Source organism: Arthrobacter sp. Edens01 (assembly GCF_001307035.1).
Taxonomy (GTDB): domain Bacteria; phylum Actinomycetota; class Actinomycetes; order Actinomycetales; family Micrococcaceae; genus Arthrobacter_B.
Genome location: NZ_LKIU01000005.1, coordinates 1689504 through 1705951, shown reverse-complemented (window position 1 = coordinate 1705951; position 16448 = coordinate 1689504). Strand labels below are relative to the sequence as shown.

15 protein-coding genes are annotated in these 16448 nt (G+C 64.3%); 7 read left to right on the top strand and 8 right to left on the bottom strand.

Going from position 1 to position 16448, the window contains the following annotated elements:
• Positions 1 to 51: 51 nt before the first annotated feature.
• Together ppgK and map are read right to left on the bottom strand one after the other, a co-directional pair.
• Positions 52 to 849, bottom strand: a complete 798-nt coding sequence (gene ppgK / locus AO716_RS14090) for a polyphosphate--glucose phosphotransferase (RefSeq protein WP_055241763.1) — start codon at positions 847 to 849, stop codon at positions 52 to 54.
• Between the two features lie 24 nt (positions 850 to 873).
• Positions 874 to 1752 (bottom strand): type I methionyl aminopeptidase, encoded by an 879-nt coding sequence (map, locus tag AO716_RS14085; RefSeq protein WP_055241762.1) that lies wholly within the window; start codon positions 1750 to 1752, stop codon positions 874 to 876.
• A 103-nt stretch (positions 1753 to 1855) separates the two neighbouring features.
• On the opposite strand from map, the gene AO716_RS17330 reads away from it, so the two are divergent.
• Positions 1856 to 2020: an SPOR domain-containing protein gene (locus AO716_RS17330; protein WP_152969970.1), complete on the top strand. Its 165-nt coding sequence runs from the start codon at positions 1856 to 1858 to the stop codon at positions 2018 to 2020.
• Positions 2021 to 2045: 25 nt separating this feature from the next.
• On the opposite strand, the gene panB is transcribed toward AO716_RS17330, so the two are convergent.
• A complete protein-coding gene (panB, locus tag AO716_RS14080) occupies positions 2046 to 2900 on the bottom strand; it encodes a 3-methyl-2-oxobutanoate hydroxymethyltransferase (protein ID WP_055241760.1) in 855 nt (284 codons plus the stop codon).
• A 251-nt stretch (positions 2901 to 3151) separates the two neighbouring features.
• On the opposite strand from panB, the gene AO716_RS14075 reads away from it, so the two are divergent.
• The 5 genes from AO716_RS14075 (at position 3152) to AO716_RS14055 (ending at position 10320) form a co-directional block, all read left to right on the top strand.
• The gene (locus AO716_RS14075; RefSeq protein WP_055241758.1) at positions 3152 to 4492 is read left to right on the top strand and encodes a glutamine synthetase family protein; all 1341 of its coding nucleotides are present in this window, start codon (positions 3152 to 3154) and stop codon (positions 4490 to 4492) included.
• A 16-nt stretch (positions 4493 to 4508) separates the two neighbouring features.
• Entirely contained in the window at positions 4509 to 7532 is a 3024-nt protein-coding gene (locus AO716_RS14070; RefSeq protein ID WP_055241754.1) for a bifunctional [glutamine synthetase] adenylyltransferase/[glutamine synthetase]-adenylyl-L-tyrosine phosphorylase, read from the top strand.
• Between the two features lie 99 nt (positions 7533 to 7631).
• Positions 7632 to 9107 carry an amino acid ABC transporter substrate-binding protein/permease gene (locus AO716_RS14065; protein WP_055241752.1) on the top strand — a complete coding sequence of 492 codons (1476 nt, stop codon included), beginning with the start codon at positions 7632 to 7634 and terminating at the stop codon, positions 9105 to 9107.
• On the top strand, positions 9104 to 9832 hold the full coding sequence (locus tag AO716_RS14060; protein WP_055241750.1) for an amino acid ABC transporter ATP-binding protein: 729 nt from the start codon (positions 9104 to 9106) through the stop codon (positions 9830 to 9832). The genes AO716_RS14065 and AO716_RS14060 overlap by 4 nt, the downstream gene beginning before the upstream one ends.
• 146 nt (positions 9833 to 9978) lie before the next feature.
• The gene (locus tag AO716_RS14055; protein WP_055241748.1) at positions 9979 to 10320 is read left to right on the top strand and encodes a hypothetical protein; all 342 of its coding nucleotides are present in this window, start codon (positions 9979 to 9981) and stop codon (positions 10318 to 10320) included.
• A 5-nt stretch (positions 10321 to 10325) separates the two neighbouring features.
• On the opposite strand, the gene AO716_RS14050 is transcribed toward AO716_RS14055, so the two are convergent.
• Positions 10326 to 11447, bottom strand: a complete 1122-nt coding sequence (locus AO716_RS14050; protein ID WP_055241746.1) for a serine hydrolase domain-containing protein — start codon at positions 11445 to 11447, stop codon at positions 10326 to 10328.
• Between the two features lie 147 nt (positions 11448 to 11594).
• On the bottom strand, positions 11595 to 13019 hold the full coding sequence (gene glnA / locus AO716_RS14045; RefSeq protein ID WP_055241744.1) for a type I glutamate--ammonia ligase: 1425 nt from the start codon (positions 13017 to 13019) through the stop codon (positions 11595 to 11597).
• 264 nt (positions 13020 to 13283) lie between these two features.
• Here glnA and AO716_RS14040 point away from each other — a divergent pair, with 264 nt between their 5' ends.
• Entirely contained in the window at positions 13284 to 13730 is a 447-nt protein-coding gene (locus tag AO716_RS14040) for an RDD family protein (protein ID WP_055241742.1), read from the top strand.
• Between the two features lie 66 nt (positions 13731 to 13796).
• Here the strand turns inward: AO716_RS14040 and AO716_RS14035 are convergent, their stop codons facing one another.
• From AO716_RS14035 to lipB, 3 genes are all read right to left on the bottom strand, one after another.
• Positions 13797 to 14549, bottom strand: coding sequence for a DUF4191 domain-containing protein (locus AO716_RS14035; protein ID WP_055241740.1), 753 nt, complete (start codon positions 14547 to 14549; stop codon positions 13797 to 13799).
• A gap of 103 nt (positions 14550 to 14652) precedes the next feature.
• Positions 14653 to 15657 (bottom strand): lipoyl synthase, encoded by a 1005-nt coding sequence (gene lipA, locus AO716_RS14030; RefSeq protein ID WP_055241738.1) that lies wholly within the window; start codon positions 15655 to 15657, stop codon positions 14653 to 14655.
• Positions 15654 to 16406, bottom strand: coding sequence for a lipoyl(octanoyl) transferase LipB (lipB, locus tag AO716_RS14025; RefSeq protein WP_268753592.1), 753 nt, complete (start codon positions 16404 to 16406; stop codon positions 15654 to 15656). The genes lipA and lipB overlap by 4 nt, the downstream gene beginning before the upstream one ends.
• Positions 16407 to 16448: the final 42 nt, after the last annotated feature.

Below are 16448 nucleotides of genomic sequence, written 5' to 3'. Positions count from 1 at the left end.
GCCCGTTAGAACGCTCTAACGGGCACTTTCTGCTATGTCGAAAAGGCGGAACTACTTGATGTACTTGAAGTGCAGTGCAGCCTGAAGGGCGGCACCCACAATGCCCGCGTTGTTCTTGAGGTTGGCGGTGACCATGGGGGTGCGCAGGTCCAGCATGGGCAGGAAGTCCTCGCTGCGCTTGGAGATGCCGCCGCCAATGACGAACAGGTCGGGGGAGAAGAGGAACTCCACGTGGGAGAAGTACCGCTGGAGCCGCTTGGCGTATTCTTCCCAGCTGATGTCATCGCGTTCGCGAGCCGAGGCCGACGCACGCGTCTCGGCGTCCACACCGTCGATTTCAAGGTGGCCAAGTTCTGCGTTCGGAACCAGCGCCCCGTTGGAGATCAGCGCTGAACCGATGCCCGTGCCCAGGGTAATGACCAGGACGGTGCCGTCCACGCCGCGGCCTGCGCCATAACGCGCTTCCGCCAAACCTGCGGCATCGGCGTCGTTCATGACCTGCACTTCGCGGTTCAGTGCCTTGGTCAGCAGGGCGTCAACGTCAGTATCAACCCAGCTCTTGTCCACGTTGGCAGCAGAGCGTGCGACGCCGTGCTGGATGATGGCCGGGAAAGTCACCCCTACCGGTACATCGGTGCCCGGACCCTCGGGACGGGAGGAGAGCTCGGCAACAATCTGGCCGACGACGCCGGCAACGGCCTCGGGAGTCGCGGGCTGCGGCGTCGGGATCCGGAAACGGTCACCGATCAGCTTGCCCTTGGCGAGATCAACGATCCCGCCCTTGATGCCGGTACCGCCGATGTCGATACCGATAACGGCGTCGTGCTTGGTCTTGTGCTTCTTGGCCATGGTTCTCCAGTGCTAGGCGTTGCCCTAGGGCAGGGTCAGGATTTCGGCGCCGTTGTCAGTGACTAGCAGGGTATGTTCAAACTGGGCGGTGCGTTTGCGGTCCTTTGTGACCACGGTCCAGTTGTCCTCCCACATGTCCCACTCAATCGTCCCGAGGGTGAGCATAGGCTCAATGGTAAACACCATCCCGGTCTCAATGAGGCGGCTGTAGGCAGGCGCGGCGTCATAGTGCGGGATAATCAGGCCGGTATGGAAAGCCTCGCCCACGCCGTGGCCGGTGAAGTCCCGAACCACACCGTAGCCGAACCGCTTGGCGTAAGACTCGATGGCACGCCCAATAACGTTGATTTCACGCCCGGGCATTACGGCCTTGATGGCGCGCCGCAGGGATTCCGCGGTGCGCTCGACCAGCAGCCGGGATTCCTCGTCCACATCGCCCGCCAGGAACGTGTAGTTGGTATCCCCGTGGACACCATTGATGTAGGCGGTGATGTCCACGTTGACGATGTCGCCGTCCTGGATGACGGTTGTATCCGGGATGCCGTGGCAGATGACCTCATTAATGGAGGTGCAGATCGACTTGGGGAAGTGCCGGTAGCCCAGTGTGGAGGGGTAGGCCTTGTGGTCCATCAGGAACTCGTGTGCCACGCGGTCCAGTTCATCGGTAGTGACACCCGGTTCGATCCGGTTGCCCACCTCGACAATCGCCTGTGCCGCGATCCGGCTTGCGATTCTGATTTTCTCGATGGTCTCGGCGGACTTGACTTCCGAACCCGTGAATTTCGCCGGCGCGTCCCTGTCCACATATTCGGGACGGGCAATCGACGACGGCACATGCCGTCGGGGAGAGACCGATCCCGGCTGCAGGCGGCCAAGGGGTGCGGTGGCAATATTCTGGGGCATAGTATCGATCTTATCGCCAGCGTTCCGTGCTACTGCATGGGACGGTGAATGTGCGCCACCGTGCGGCCCAATCGGCCGGACGGCGCCGACCAAAGGAGGGCCCATGGCCGAGTACTGGTTCAACCTGTCCACCCATGAAATCGAGGTGGGCCCCCAGTCGGACTGGACGAAGCTGCTGGGCCCGTACAAGACCCGGGAAGAAGCCGCAGCTGCCCTGCAGAAGGTCCAGGCCCGCAACGAAGCCTGGGACCGGCAGGACGACGACTAGTGACTTCCTGGGCGGGCGGCGCCCGCTAGAAGCTGTGCTCCGGGCCGGGGAAGGATCCGCTGCGGACCTCGTCCCCGTACTCCTTCGCCGCAGCTGAAAGCACTGAGCGCACGTCCGCGAAAGCCTTGACGAACTTCGGCGCCTTGCCGCCGCGCATACCGGCCATGTCCTGCCACACCAGCACCTGGCCGGTAGTTGCGTTGCCGGCCCCAATGCCGATAGTCGGTACGCGCACGGCTGCGTCAACGGCGGCTGCGACATCGGCCGGAACCATTTCCATCAGCACGCAGAAGGCACCCGCATCAGCCAGGGCGACGGCGTCGTCAATCACCGCCTGCGCTGCGTCACCGCGGCCCTGCACCTTGTAGCCGCCCAGGGCGTGCTCGCTCTGCGGGGTGAAGCCAACGTGCGCCATGACCGGGATGCCGGCTGCCGTCATCGCCCGCACATGGCCGGCGTAGTGGGCGCCGCCCTCCATCTTCACGGCCTGCACCCCTGCCTCCTTCATCAGCCGGACGGAGGATTCGATGGCCTGGGCCGGGGACACCTCGTAGGAGCCGAAGGGAAGATCGCAGACAATCAGTGCCCGCCTGGCTCCGGCCGAGACGGACTTTGCGAAAACGATCATTTCATCGAGGGTGATGGGCAGCGTTGTCTCGTGTCCCATGACGTTGTTGGCCGCAGAGTCGCCGATCAGCAGGGTCTCGATGCCGGCCTCGTCGAAAATCTGGGCCGTGTACTGGTCATAGGCCGTAAGCATGGCGAACCTGCCGCCGGTGTCCTTGAGCTGCTGGAGGTAGGAGGTTCGTACGCGCCGGGGCGGCACCGGTGCCGCTGCCTGCTCGGTGCCGTACGGTTTGGGCTGTTCAGCGCTGGTCATTCTTCGAGACTACTAAAGGTTGGGCTGCACCGTGCCCGGCCGCGGTTTATTGCCTTGCGCGTAATGTCCGCGAGCCACGCGATGCGCTGGGCCGGAAAAGGGCCGCGGCTGGGTAGAGTAATTGCAGGTTGCGCGCACCGCCGAGCCAGCCTGCCCTGCAGCCCGGCCCCATGTGCCGGCCTGCCTTCGGAAGCCCGGGTGGCAGTCCGGACAAGGGACCGCCAAGCGAAGTACAGCGAAAGAGGTTAAGCATGAACCGCCAGCAGGAATTCGTTCTGCGAACGATCGAAGAACGCGACGTGCGGTTTGTCCGGCTGTGGTTTACCGACGTGGTGGGTTCCATGAAGTCCGTGGCCCTGGCACCGGCTGAGGTGGAAGGGGCCTTTGAAGAGGGCCTGGGCTTCGACGGTTCCTCCATTGAGGGACTGGCCCGGATCTTCGAATCGGACATGCTGGCCCAGCCGGACCCCTCAACGTTCCAGATCCTGCCCTGGCGCGGCGACGAAGAGCAGACTTCCCGGATGTTCTGCGACATCCTCACCCCGGATGGCCAGCCCTCCGCTGCCGATCCCCGCTACGTGCTGAAGCGCCAGCTCGCCAAGGCCGCCGACATGGGCTTCACCTGCTACACGCACCCGGAAATCGAGTTCTACCTGCTGAAGTCGGACCAGCCAGGCCCCGACGGCGAGCCGGTGCCGGTGGACAGGGCAGGCTATTTCGACCATGTTCCCGGCGGTGTGGCCCAGGACTTCCGCCGCACAGCGGTTTCGATGCTGGAAGCCGTGGGCATCTCCGTTGAGTTCAGCCACCACGAAGCCGGCCCCGGCCAGAACGAAATCGATTTGCGCTACGCGGATGCCCTGCAGACCGCAGACAACATCATGACGTTCCGAACGGTGGTCAAAGAGGTCGCTCTGATGACCAACTGCTACGCGACGTTTATGCCGAAGCCGTTTTCCGATCACCCCGGTTCGGGGATGCACACCCACTTCTCGCTCTTTGAGGGCGACTCCAACGCGTTCTTCGAAGCAGGCGCCGAGTTCCAGCTCTCCGCTACCGCACGCCAGTTCATGGCTGGAATCCTGCGGCATGCACCGGAATTCACTGCCGTCACCAACCAGTTCGTGAACTCCTACAAGCGGCTCTGGGGCGGTGGGGAAGCCCCCAGCTACCTCTCCTGGGGCCACAACAACCGCTCAGCCCTGCTGCGTGTGCCGCTGTACAAGCCCGGCAAGGGCCAGTCCGCACGGATCGAATACCGCGGGATCGACTCCGCCGCCAACCCGTACCTGTCCTACGCCGTACTCCTCGGGGCAGGGCTGAAGGGCATCGAAGAAGGCTACGAGCTGCCGCCGGGCGCCGAGGATGACATTGAGTCGCTGAGCGCTGCCGAACGCCGCGCCATGGGCCACGCGCCCCTTCCCTCGAGCCTGCATGACGCGATTCGGGTCATGGAGGATTCAGAACTCGTGGCGGACATCCTTGGCGAGCAGGTCTTCGAAAACTTCCTGCGGAACAAGCAGGCCGACTGGAACGAATACCGCCAGCAGGTCACTGCCTTCGAGCTGAAGAAGAACCTGAGCATCCTCTAAGGGAAGCGGAGCGCCGATGAGCCTGACCAGACGCCTGATCGCAGCCGGTTTTACGGATCTCGAGAAAAGCGAACGGTTCCTGGGTGCCCCGGAACTTTCCGGGATCGACCAGGAACGGCTCTTCGCCGGGTTTGTGCGGTCCGCAAACCCGGACATGGCGCTTCAGTCCCTTGTACGCCTGCTCTCCCGCATCCCTTCCCTCGGGGAGCTGGTCAGTGCCGACCAGGACGAAAGCGAAGCGCTCTTCCGGGTACTCGGAGCCTCGGAGGCGCTGGCAGAGTTCGTGATGCGGCACCCGGAGAACGCGGACCTGTTCCGGACCGGCCTGCGCGCCGAACCGGGCCAGACACCGGTCCGGACGCTGCGTGCCTCGCTGCTTGAATCGGTACAGGCCGGCTCGGGCCCCAACCCGGTGGCCCGGCTGACCGGGACCGATGCCTATGTGCAGCTGCGCACCCGGTACCGCAGGCACCTGCTGGATTTGGCGATCAGGGACCTCGGGGCGGCTTCGCCGGAAGACACCATGCCCGCCGTCGGGCGGGAACTGGCTGACCTGGCAGGTGCTGCGCTCGAAGCTGCACTGGCCGTGTCCAGGGCAGAACTGGCCGAAGCCTTTGACCCGGCCGACGTCTCGGCGGTCCATCTGGCCGTGATCGGTATGGGCAAGTGCGGCGCCAGTGAACTGAACTACATTTCCGACGTCGACGTGATCTACGTGATGGAAGCGCCGGACCTTGATGAAACCCTGGCCGCACGCATCGGAACCGCCATGGCTGCGGGGATCTCACGCGTCATCAACGCCTCGGCCCCGGAGCCGGGACTGTGGGACGTTGACGCCAACCTGCGGCCCGAAGGCAAGGACGGGCCGCTGGTCCGTACCCTCGACTCCCACCTGTCCTACTATCAGCGGTGGGCGCAGACCTGGGAGTTCCAGGCCCTGCTCAAAGCGCGCGCCGTGGCCGGCGATCCGGACCTTGGCCGCCGCTATGAGGACGCCGTCGCGCCGCTGATCTGGTCCAGTTCCGAACGGGATGGCTTCGTCGAGTCAGTGCAGGCGATGCGCCGCCGGGTCACCGACCACATTCCCACCCACGAAGAGACCCGGCAGATCAAGCTGGGCAAGGGCGGGCTGAGGGACGTCGAGTTCACTGTCCAGCTGCTTCAGCTGGTTCACGGCCGGATCGATGAAAGCCTGCGGGTCCGCACCACCACCGCTGCTATCGCGGCGCTCAGCGAGGGCGGTTACATAGGCAGGGGCGACGCCGCCGACCTGGATGCCGCGTACCGCTACCTTCGGGTGCTCGAACACCGGATCCAGATGGTCCACATGCGCCGGACCCACCTCATGCCGGAGTCCGACGCCGCACTGCGGGCGCTCTCGAAGTCCTCTGCCGGTGCCCTGGCACTGGTCCGTCCCAGCGCCGAGCGGCTCCTGGAGACCTGGCAGCGCACCAAGCGCCTGGTCCGCCGGCTGCATGAGGCGATTTTCTACCGTCCGCTGCTGGCCACGGCAGCGAACCTTTCCGAAGCCGAGGTTCGGCTCAGCCCGGAAGCCGCCCAGGCCCGGCTGGCTGCCCTTGGCTACGCCGATCCGCGCGGGGCCATGCGGCATATTGAGGCACTAACCAACGGCATCAGCCGCCGGGCAGCCCTGCAGCGTCAGCTGCTGCCCGTGCTGCTGGGCTGGCTCGGTGACGGCGTGGACCCCGACGCCGGACTGCTCGGTTTCCGGCGCCTGAGCGAATCGCTGGGGGACAGCCACTGGTTCCTGGGGATGATCCGCGATTCTTCGGCCGCGGGGGAGCGGCTCTGCCAGATCCTCTCTTCCTCACGGTTCATCAGCGAACTGCTGGAAGTCTCACCGGAGTCCACCGTGTGGCTGGGCAGCGACAAGGACCTCCAGCCGGTCAGCTTCGACTCCCTCTGGCAGGAGATGCGGGCGAAAATGTCCCGTCATCCGCGGCCGGACGAAGCCGTGCGCCTGATCCGCCTGATCCGGCGCCGCGAAATGCTGCGCATCGCACTGGCAGACAGCGCCGGCCTGATCACCCAGGAAGAAGTGGGCAGGGCACTGGCAGACAATGACCGGGCCGCCGTGCTGGGTACGCTGCACGCCGCCGAAAACGAGGTTTATGCCCAGGAAGAGCAGCTGACCGAACTGCTGGTGGTGGCAATGGGCCGCCAGGGCGGGCGGGAGATCGGCTACGGGTCCGACGCCGACGTACTCTACGTCCACCGGCCGCTGCCGGGCTCAGACCCGCAGGCTGCACAGGGGCAGGCCGAGCGGATCATCCAGATGGTTTCTTCCCTGCTGCAGCAGCCCTGCCGGCCGGCAGTGCAGGCCGAGCGGGTCCTGGTGCTCGACGCCGGCCTGCGGCCCGAGGGGCGGCAGGGACCGCTGGTGCGCAGCCTCGACTCCTACTCCGGTTACTACGAACGCTGGTCCCTTGCCTGGGAAGCGCAGGCGCTGCTGCGGGCACGCCCCATGGCGGGGGACGACCGTCTGGGCGAGGACTTCCTCTCCCTGATCGACCCGATCCGGTATCCCGAAACGCTGTCCGAATCCGATGTACGGGAAATCCGGAGGATCAAGGCACGGGTCGAATCGGAACGGCTTCCGCGGGGAGCGGACCCGTCCCGGCAGCTCAAGCTCGGCCGCGGCGGCCTCAGCGACGTTGAATGGCTCGTGCAGCTGCTGCAGCTGCAGCATGCACGTGAATACCCTGCCCTGCGGACCACTGCCACCCTTCCTGCACTCGACGCGATCTCTGACGCAGGGTTCCTCCCCGACCCGGATACAGCCATGCTGCGGGAGAGCTGGCTGTTTGCCAGCCGGATCCGTTGTGCAAATGTGATTCGTGGCGGAAGGAACCCCGATGTACTGCCCTCCTCCCGCCGGGAACTGGAGGCGGTGGCACGCTGGTGCGGTTACGCCGCAGGTCAGGGCGGGGTTTTGGAGGAAGACTATCTGCGGATCACCCGCCGTGCCCGTGCCGTCTTCGAACGCTGGTTTTACGGCTACGGACTCGAAGACAGCTGATTTGGGACCCCGCGGTAATTTCGGTGTCCGCATTCCTAGTAGGCTTTTTGTGGCGTTTGCTGCGCATCGCCACGAACCATTAGCTAGGAGACGTTTACTTTGCACAGTGGCAAACGGGCGCTGAAAGGCCCGGCCTCACTCGCGGTTCCCATCACCACCCTGCTGGCGGCCATAGCGCTGCTTGTGGGCGTCCCCGCCTCCGGGGCCCTCGCGGCCACCTCACCGGCGTCGGACAGCGTGGCGGGCAAGACCTACACCATCGGTACTGACACAACCTTCGCCCCGTTCGAGTTCCGCGAAAACGGTGAACTCGTCGGCATCGACATCGACCTGATGAACGCGATCGCCGAAGACCAGGATTTCTCGGTTGAAATCCGTTCCCTCGGGTTCGACGCCGCTCTCCAGGCGCTGCAGTCCAACCAGGTGGACGGCGTGATCGCCGGCATGTCCATCACGGAGGAACGGCAAAAGGTCTTCGACTTCTCGGACCCGTACTTTGAATCCGGCATCCAGATGGCCGTGGCGGAGAACAACAACGAGATCACCGGTTACGAGGATCTCGAGGGCAAGCGCGTCGCGGTCAAGACCGGCACCGAAGGCCAGGCCTTCGCCGAATCCATCCGCGAAGAGTATGGCTTCGACGTCATCGCCTTCGCCCAGTCTGCCCAGATGTACGACGACGTCAAGGCCGGCTCCTCGGTAGCTGTCTTCGACGACTATCCCGTCCTGGCCTACGGAATCAAGTCCGGCAACGGCCTGAAGACGGTCACGGACAAAGAGGTGGGCTCCTCCTACGGCTTCGCGGTGAACGCAGAGACCAACCCGGAACTGCTTGAGGCATTCAACGCCGGTCTGGCGAACCTCCAGGAATCCGGGGAGTACGACGAGATCCTGGACCGCTACCTGGATGCCGGCGCCGCTGACTCCAGCTTCTGGTCCCTCGTGACTGACAACGCCCCGGCCTTCGCCAAGGGCCTTGGCCTGACACTGCTGGCAACGGCCCTGTCCCTGTTCTTCGCGCTGATCCTGGGCGTGATCTTCGGTTTCTTCAAGGTCAGCTCCAAGATTGTGCTGCGCGGCATCGCCACCACATATGTGAGCATCTTCCGCGGCACCCCGGTGCTGGTCCAGGCCTTCTTCTTCTACTTCGGCCTGCCCCAGATCATTGGCCAGCCGGTCGATGTGCTGACCGCAGGCGTGCTGACGCTGAGCCTCAACGCCGGTGCCTACATGACTGAAATCGTGCGCGGAGGTATTCAGTCCGTGGACCCGGGCCAGATGGAAGCTGCCCGCAGCCTCGGCCTTGGCTACGGCAAGACCATGCAGAAGATCGTCATTCCGCAGGCCGTGAAGATCATGACGCCGTCCTTCATTAACCAGTTCGTCATTACGCTGAAGGACACGTCACTGCTGGCCGTTATCGGCTTCGCGGAACTGACGTACCAGGCGCAGCAGGTCTACGCGGTGAACTTCCGGACCGCAGAGGTCCTTATCATCGTCGCCGCCCTGTACTTCATCGTCATCACGCTGCTGACCAAGCTGGCGGACGTCCTGGATAAGAGGTTCAACAAGTGAGCAAGATCCAAACCATTGGCCTGCGCAAGTCCTACGGTCCGGTCGAGGTCCTGAAGGGTCTGGACGTTGCCGTCGCCGAGGGTGAAGTTGTCTGCGTGATTGGCCCGTCCGGTTCAGGCAAGTCCACGTTCCTGAGGTGCCTGAACAAGCTTGAGGACATCACCGGCGGCAAGGTCGTCATCGACGGCTTCGACCTCACTGATCCGAAGGTTGACCTGAACAAGGTCCGCCAGCACATCGGCATGGTGTTCCAGCACTTCAATCTGTTCCCGCACATGTCCGTGCTGGAGAACATCATGCTGGCACCGGTGGAACTGAAGAAGGGTTCCAAGGACGAGGTCCGCAAAAATGCCCTGGCCCTGCTGGACCGTGTTGGCCTGTCAGACAAGGCCGACGCCCGTCCGGCACAGCTCTCCGGCGGGCAGAAGCAGCGTGTGGCGATTGCCCGTGCCCTGGCCATGAAGCCGGATGTGATGCTCTTTGACGAGGCTACGTCGGCACTTGACCCGGAGATGGTGGGCGAGGTGCTGCAGGTCATCCGTGACCTGGCGCAGGAGGGCATGACCATGGTCGTGGTCACACATGAGATGGGCTTCGCCCGCGAAGTCGCCGACCGTGTGGTCTTCATGGCCGACGGCCTGATCGTGGAGGAGAACTCACCCGAGGAACTCTTCGGCAATCCGCAGTCCCCGCGGCTGCAGGACTTCCTGGCGAAGGTGCTCTAGAACCACAGCTGACTACGACGGCGGTGCGGTGCCCGGCTGGGTGCCTCACCGCCGTCGTGCGTTAAGCTCCGGGGGTCCAGGTTGGCCGTGACGGCGGGGAAAACGATAAGGTGGCTGATTATCGGAACCGAACCGTAGGAGGATCCATGACGGAAACACCCGCCCACGATAACCTGCCGCTTCCCGATTACGACCATATTCCGCTCGGTACCCTGCCCACCCGGATCACCGCGCTGGACCAGGGCGGTATCTCCGCGCTGCTGTCCTACGAACGGGAGCACGGGAACCGCCTCCCGGTAGTGCAGGTGCTCGAAGCGAGGCTCGACTCGCTGAAGTACGGTGCGGAACCCAGCGGGTCCATCCCGGAGGACAATCCGGAAATGAGCGAGGGCTCGGCAGGCTCCAAGGTTTCCCCAGCCACCGCCGGCCCCAAGATCAACCCGCCGTCGCAGGGTGTCCCCACCAACCCGGCGCAGCCGCGGACCTGATCCTCTCAGCGGCCCCGCGCGGCACCGAGGGGTTCCCAGAACCAGTCGAAGCCGTCGCCGGGGCCGCTCAGGAAGCGCTGGGTGAAAACCACCCCGATATCCCCGTTCGGGTAGACCGCCGCACTGGTTCCGGATCCACCGGCCCAGCCCCACATTCCGGGATCCGACCAGACCGGCCCCGGCCCTGTCTGGACGCCGGTCAGGTAGCCCCAGGACTCGTCCGGACCGTTCATCTCCGCGGCGCCTGCGCGCTGGGTGCCGGTTAGCTGGTCTGAGGTCATGGACTCCCGCAGTCCGTGGGGGAGCAGCCTGTCATCTGCCAGGGCCGCGAGGAACGTCAGGTAGTCAGGGACTGTTGATACCAGGCCCCCGGCAAGGGATTCGAACATCGGAGGGGAAGCGAACGCGTCCCGGTAGGCGGCCGCTTCCACCAGTCCGGAGGCCGTGGACTCGTAAACGGCTGGAAACTCCTCGTTTCCGGACGGAAAACCCGTTGCGGTGAGTCCCAGCGGGCCGGATATCCGGTCGGCAACCAGTTCGCGCAGCGGCATGCCCGCAGCAGCCGCAAGCAGCGCTGAGAGCACGTCGGCACCCGCGTGGTACATCCACCGTTCCCCCGGCTGCGCAGCGAGCGGGAGGCTGCCCAGCTGGTCAAGGTAAGCATCCGGTTCCATGGCCGGCGGATTGGGGCCCCAGAGCAGGTCCCGGGTCGCCGCGGCATAGGGTGTCTGCCCGAAGTCGACTCCGAAGCCGGCAGTCAGGGTCAGCAGGTGGCGGACGGTCACCGGCCCGCGTGCCGGGACGGTGACGGACAGCGGGGCATCCGGAGTGGCGAGGACCCGAAGGTCCGCCAGCTGTGGAAGCCAGCGTGCGGCGTCGTCGTCCAGGGCCAGCGTTCCATCGTCTACCAGGCTGAGTGCAAGGGCACCGCCCACGAGCTTACTCAGGGAAGAGATCCGGAAGGGCGTGGACGTGTCCATTGCGCGGGGGCTGCCGAAGGCGTATGTGCCGCAGGAATGGACTTCCAGCTCGCCGCCAATCCGCACCCCGGCTACCAGTCCCGGGCACCAGCACGATTCCACCCGCGAGTCCACTGCATCCCACAGTTCCTCGGTTATCTGCGGCATGGGTACACCCTGACCCACTCCGCGGGTACCGGTCAAGGCCCACTGGCAGGCGCTGTGCTGGTGGGGAAGCCGGGTAACGCAAAAGGGCCCGCACCGCCGCCTTTCGGCAGCTGTGCGGGCCCTCCTGTGGCCGGAACCGGTTACGTCTTAGACGCCGTAGTAGAGCTCGAACTCGAAGGGGTTCGGGCGCATGGCGAGCGGCAGGATCTCATATTCGCGCTTGTAGGCGATCCAGGCGTCAATCATGTCCTGGGTGAACACGCCGCCGGCCTGCAGGAACTCGTTGTCCGCTTCGAGGGCATCCAGGGCTTCCTCGAGGGAGCCCGGGGCCTTCTGGATGTCCTTGGCTTCCTCGGCCGGGAGCTCGTAGAGGTCCTTGTCGATCGGGTCGGCCGGCTCAATGCGGTTCTTGATGCCGTCCAGGCCTGCCATCAGCTGTGCGGCGAAGGCCAGGTACGGGTTGGAGGAGGGATCCGGTGCGCGGAACTCGATGCGCTTGGCCTTCGGGTTCGAACCGGTGATTGGGATACGGATACCGGCCGAGCGGTTGCCCTGCGAGTAGACCATGTTGACCGGAGCTTCGAAGCCCTTGACCAGGCGGCGGTAGGAGTTCACCGTCGGGTTCGTGAATGCCAGAACGGCTGAAGCGTGCTTCAGCAGGCCGCCGATGTACCAGCGGGCAATGTCGGAGAGGCCCGCGTAGCCCTTCTCGTCGTAGAAGAGCGGCTCGCCGCCGTTCCAGAGCGACTGGTGGCAGTGCATGCCCGAACCGTTGTCGTTGAAGATCGGCTTCGGCATGAAGGTTGCGGACTTGCCCCAGGCATCGGCAACGTTCTTGACGATGTACTTGAACTTGAGCAGGTCATCGGCCGCGTGGGTCAGGGTGGTGAACTTGTAGTTGATCTCTGCCTGGCCGGCGCCGCCAACTTCGTGGTGGGAGCGCTCAACCTCAAGGCCGGCGTTGTCCAGCTCAACGCAGATGGCGTCGCGCAGGTCGGCCTGCTTGTCCACCGGAGCTACGGGGAAGTAGCCGCCCTTGAACGGCGTCTTGTTGCCCAGGTTGCCGCCCTCTTCCTCGCGGCCGCTGTTCCAGGGAGCTTCGATGGAGTCAACCTTGTAGAAGCTGCCCTGCGGGGCGGATTCGTACTGCACGTTGTCGAAGATGAAGAACTCGGCTTCGGGAGCAAAGAAGGCCGTGTCCGCAATGCCGGTGGACGCGAGGTATGCTTCAGCGCGCTCAGCTACGCCGCGGGGATCGCGGTGGTAGGGCTCGCCGGTGCGGGGGTTGACGATCGAGAAGTTCAGGGCGAGCGTCTTCTCAATGCGGAACGGGTCCAGGAATGCGGTGGTCACATCGGGGATCAGCTGCATGTCGGATTCGGCGATTCCCTGGAAACCGCGGATGGAGGATCCGTCGAAGAGCTGGCCGTTGATGAAGAAGTCGGCGTCCACTGACTTGGCGGGTACGTTGAAGTGCTGCTGCACTCCGGGCAGGTCGGTGAAACGGATGTCGACGAACTTCACATCTTCGTCAGCGATGAACTTGAGGACCTCGTCCGCATTCTTGAACATCGTGTCTATGCTCCTTATACATGTTTGAGTGGAAGGCCCCGGGCGGTTGGCCTGTCCGTGTACCGGGCGGTGAATTCCGCGGTTCCGGTAACAGCTGTAAGTCTAGGAACACCCCATTACCCGCCCGTGTCACCAATGTTTCGGTGACGTTACGTGCTCCCGGTAACACCTACCACCCTAGCCTGTGCAGGCAGTTGCGGGCACAATAGGGTCCCGTCACAGAAGGGGGAACCGGGCATCAGGGGCTCCGGGTAGTCTTAAACCGTGGTTGACAGACGAAGCATTGGTTCATGGCTTGAAGGCCCCCCATCCGACGAAGAGAACTGGCCGGGCCGCAGGCTGGGCAGGCCCCGGACAGGTCCTGGTTCGATCGCCCGGGTGGGCCCGAGGCTGGGTGCGCTCATCATCGACTGGGCGCTGGCGTCACTGATTGCGTACGCGTTTTTCGGCGGCACGGGAAACTCGATCCTGCTGGTGTTTGCTGCAGGGCAGATCGTGCTCGTCGGCTTGCTGGGCTACAGCATCGGACACCGGGTTTTCAGCCTGCAGGTGCAGAAACTCGACGGCAGCGCTGCCGGCCCGCTTGCCGGCGTCGTTCGCACTGTCCTGCTCTGCCTCGTTATCCCGGCCCTGATCTTCGATGCCGACCAGCGTGGTCTCCATGACAGGGCGATGAAGACTGTCCTCGTGAAGGTCAAGCACGGGCGCTGACCCCCCAACACAAAGAATGCCCCCGCCAGGTTCACCTGACGGGGGCATTCTTTTATGCTGCGGATCTTAGCGGCCGCGGGCGGCCTTGCGGTCCGGGCGTGCCTTGTACGGGTCGATGCCCTTGGGGATTGGAAGGCGCTGGCCGAGGGCGGAGAGCCGCTTGTTCACGGCGGCGACCTCCTGCTTGGTCAGCGACTTCTTGAGCTTCTTGACCTTCTTGGCAACCTGCTGGAGGGGGACCTGTCCTTCGCCGCGTCCCGTCTGGATGACGTGGACCGGAACGTTGGGGACAATACGGTTCATCTTGCGGCGTTCACCGTCAACCAGTGTCTTGACCCGGTTCGACGGACCTTCGGTGACCAGGACAATGCCGGGACGTCCGATGGCGCGGAACACAGCATCCTGGGTGCGCGGGCTGACGGCAACGGGCTGTTCCTCCAGGATCCAGCCGCGGCGCAGGACGGAAAGTGCGGCACCGGAGGCTCCCGGCTGTCCCTCGATCTGCGCGAAGGCTGCGCGTTCGGCACGGCGGGAGAGGATGAACATGGCGGCCAGCAGGCCGAGCGGGATCGCGATGATGAGCATCGTGACCCAGTTGTCGATCAGGAAACCAATGATCAGGCCGATGGCGATGATGCCCGCAAAGGCACCCACCATCCGCCAAATGACACTGGGATCATTGCGCCGGGTCATCTTGAAGACATCGGCGATCTGTTTCATGCGGCCGGGCTGCTTGTTCTTCTTTTCCGCCTTCGGCTTGCGGGAGAAGAGGCCGCGGCGGGCGCCCTTGGATGCGTCGGAATCAGTGCTGTTGGCCATAATGCGTCAATTCTACGTGATGAAGGCGCAGCACTATCTCCCCGTGACGCGGGGAGCAGGCGGGCCTGTTGAGACTAGGGAAAACGAAGGTATCCGCCGGGCATTACCGGCGGGCCAGGACGGCGGATGCCTCCTGGGCAGCGGTCCCGGAGTCAGCGATGTGGGCGAGGTTGGGCGGCAGCACGCGGCCCTTTTTGCGCATGGCGCCTGCCCAAAGCCGGCCTGCCCGGTAGGAGGAACGGACCAGGGGACCGCTCATCACTCCCAGGAAGCCCAGTTCTTCCGCCTCTGCACTGAGCTCGACGAATTCCTCCGGCTTGACCCAGCGGTCCACCGGCAGGTGGCGTTCGCTGGGCCTCAGGTACTGGGTGATGGTCAGCAGGTCGCAGCCTGCCTCACGGAGGTCCCGCAGCGCACCGGAGATTTCGTCCCGTGTTTCGCCCATGCCCAGGATCAGGTTCGACTTGGTGACCATGCCCAGTGCCTGCCCCTGAGTGATGACATCCAGGGAACGCTCGTAGCGGAATGCCGGCCGGATCCGCTTGAAAAGGCGGGGGACCGTCTCCACGTTGTGCGCGAATACTTCCGGGGCCGCATCGCAGATGGCCTGGATGTGTTCGGGCTTGCCGGAGAAATCCGGAATGAGGATTTCGACGCCGGTTCCCGGGTTGAGGGCATGGATCTGGCGAATCGTCTCCGCGTACAGCCAGGTTCCCTCGTCCGCAAGGTCGTCGCGGGCGACGCCGGTGACGGTCGCGTAGCGCAGGTTCATCGACTGGACCGAACGCGCAACCTTCAGCGGTTCCATGCGGTCCAGCGGCGAAGGCTTGCCAGTGTCGATCTGGCAGAAATCGCAGCGGCGCGTACAGTCCGAACCGCCGATCAGGAACGTCGCTTCCTTGTCTTCCCAGCATTCGAAGATGTTGGGGCAGCCTGCCTCCTCGCAGACTGTGTGCAGGCCTTCTTTCTTCACCTGCCCTTTCAAATGGACGTACTCCGGGCCAATGTTGACCTTCGCTTTGATCCAGTCGGGCTTGCGTTCCACCGGAACGGCGACGTTTCGCTGCTCGATGCGCAGCAGGCGGCGGCCTTCGGGGGCAAGTGTCACGTCATGGCTCCTTGTGCTTTGTTGGCTGTGCCGGAGTTGCCCGGCGCTGGGGGTGCAGCACCGGGATGGGGAGATAGGTTCGCGAGGGTGTGCCGCAGTTCTTCCTCCACACGCGCCACCACGTCTGAGGGCGTCACCGCAGTGCCCGTTTCGGCGCTGATTGAAGTCGTGCCTGCATCGGAAATTCCGCACGCCACGATCTGGGCGTAGGGAGCGAGGTCATTGCTGCAGTTCAGTGAGAATCCGTGCATCGTAACGCCGTGGTCCACGCGGATGCCGACGGCGGCGATCTTGCGGTCCTGCCCGCCGTCCGTCCCGCGGATCCAGACACCCGAGCGTCCGTCTACGCGTTCCCCGGCCAGGCCGTAGTCGGCCAGCACGCTGATAAGGGCGGACTCAAGAGCTGCGACGTAGTCCACCACCAGGACGGGATCCGGCAGGCGGAGGATTGGGTAGCCCACCAGCTGCCCGGGACCGTGCCAGGTGAGTTTGCCACCGCGGTCAACATTGACCACCTCGGTGCCGTCGAAGGGGCGCTCATGGGGCTCGGTTCGCCTTCCGGCCGTGTAGACCGGGGTGTGCTCCAGAAGGTAGACGGTGTTCTGCCGGGTTCCCTCGCTGACCTCCCGGTGGGCCCTGCGTTGAAGATCCCATCCCTCCTGGTAGTCCAGGTAGCCGGGAGCAAGGCCAACGCGGAGAAACTGCAGATCCATAGGGGCTACCCTAACCGGTGCAGTGACGGAAAGCAGATGTGTTTCGCGTCACGTTTGCCGCAGCCTGTGGATAAGTCC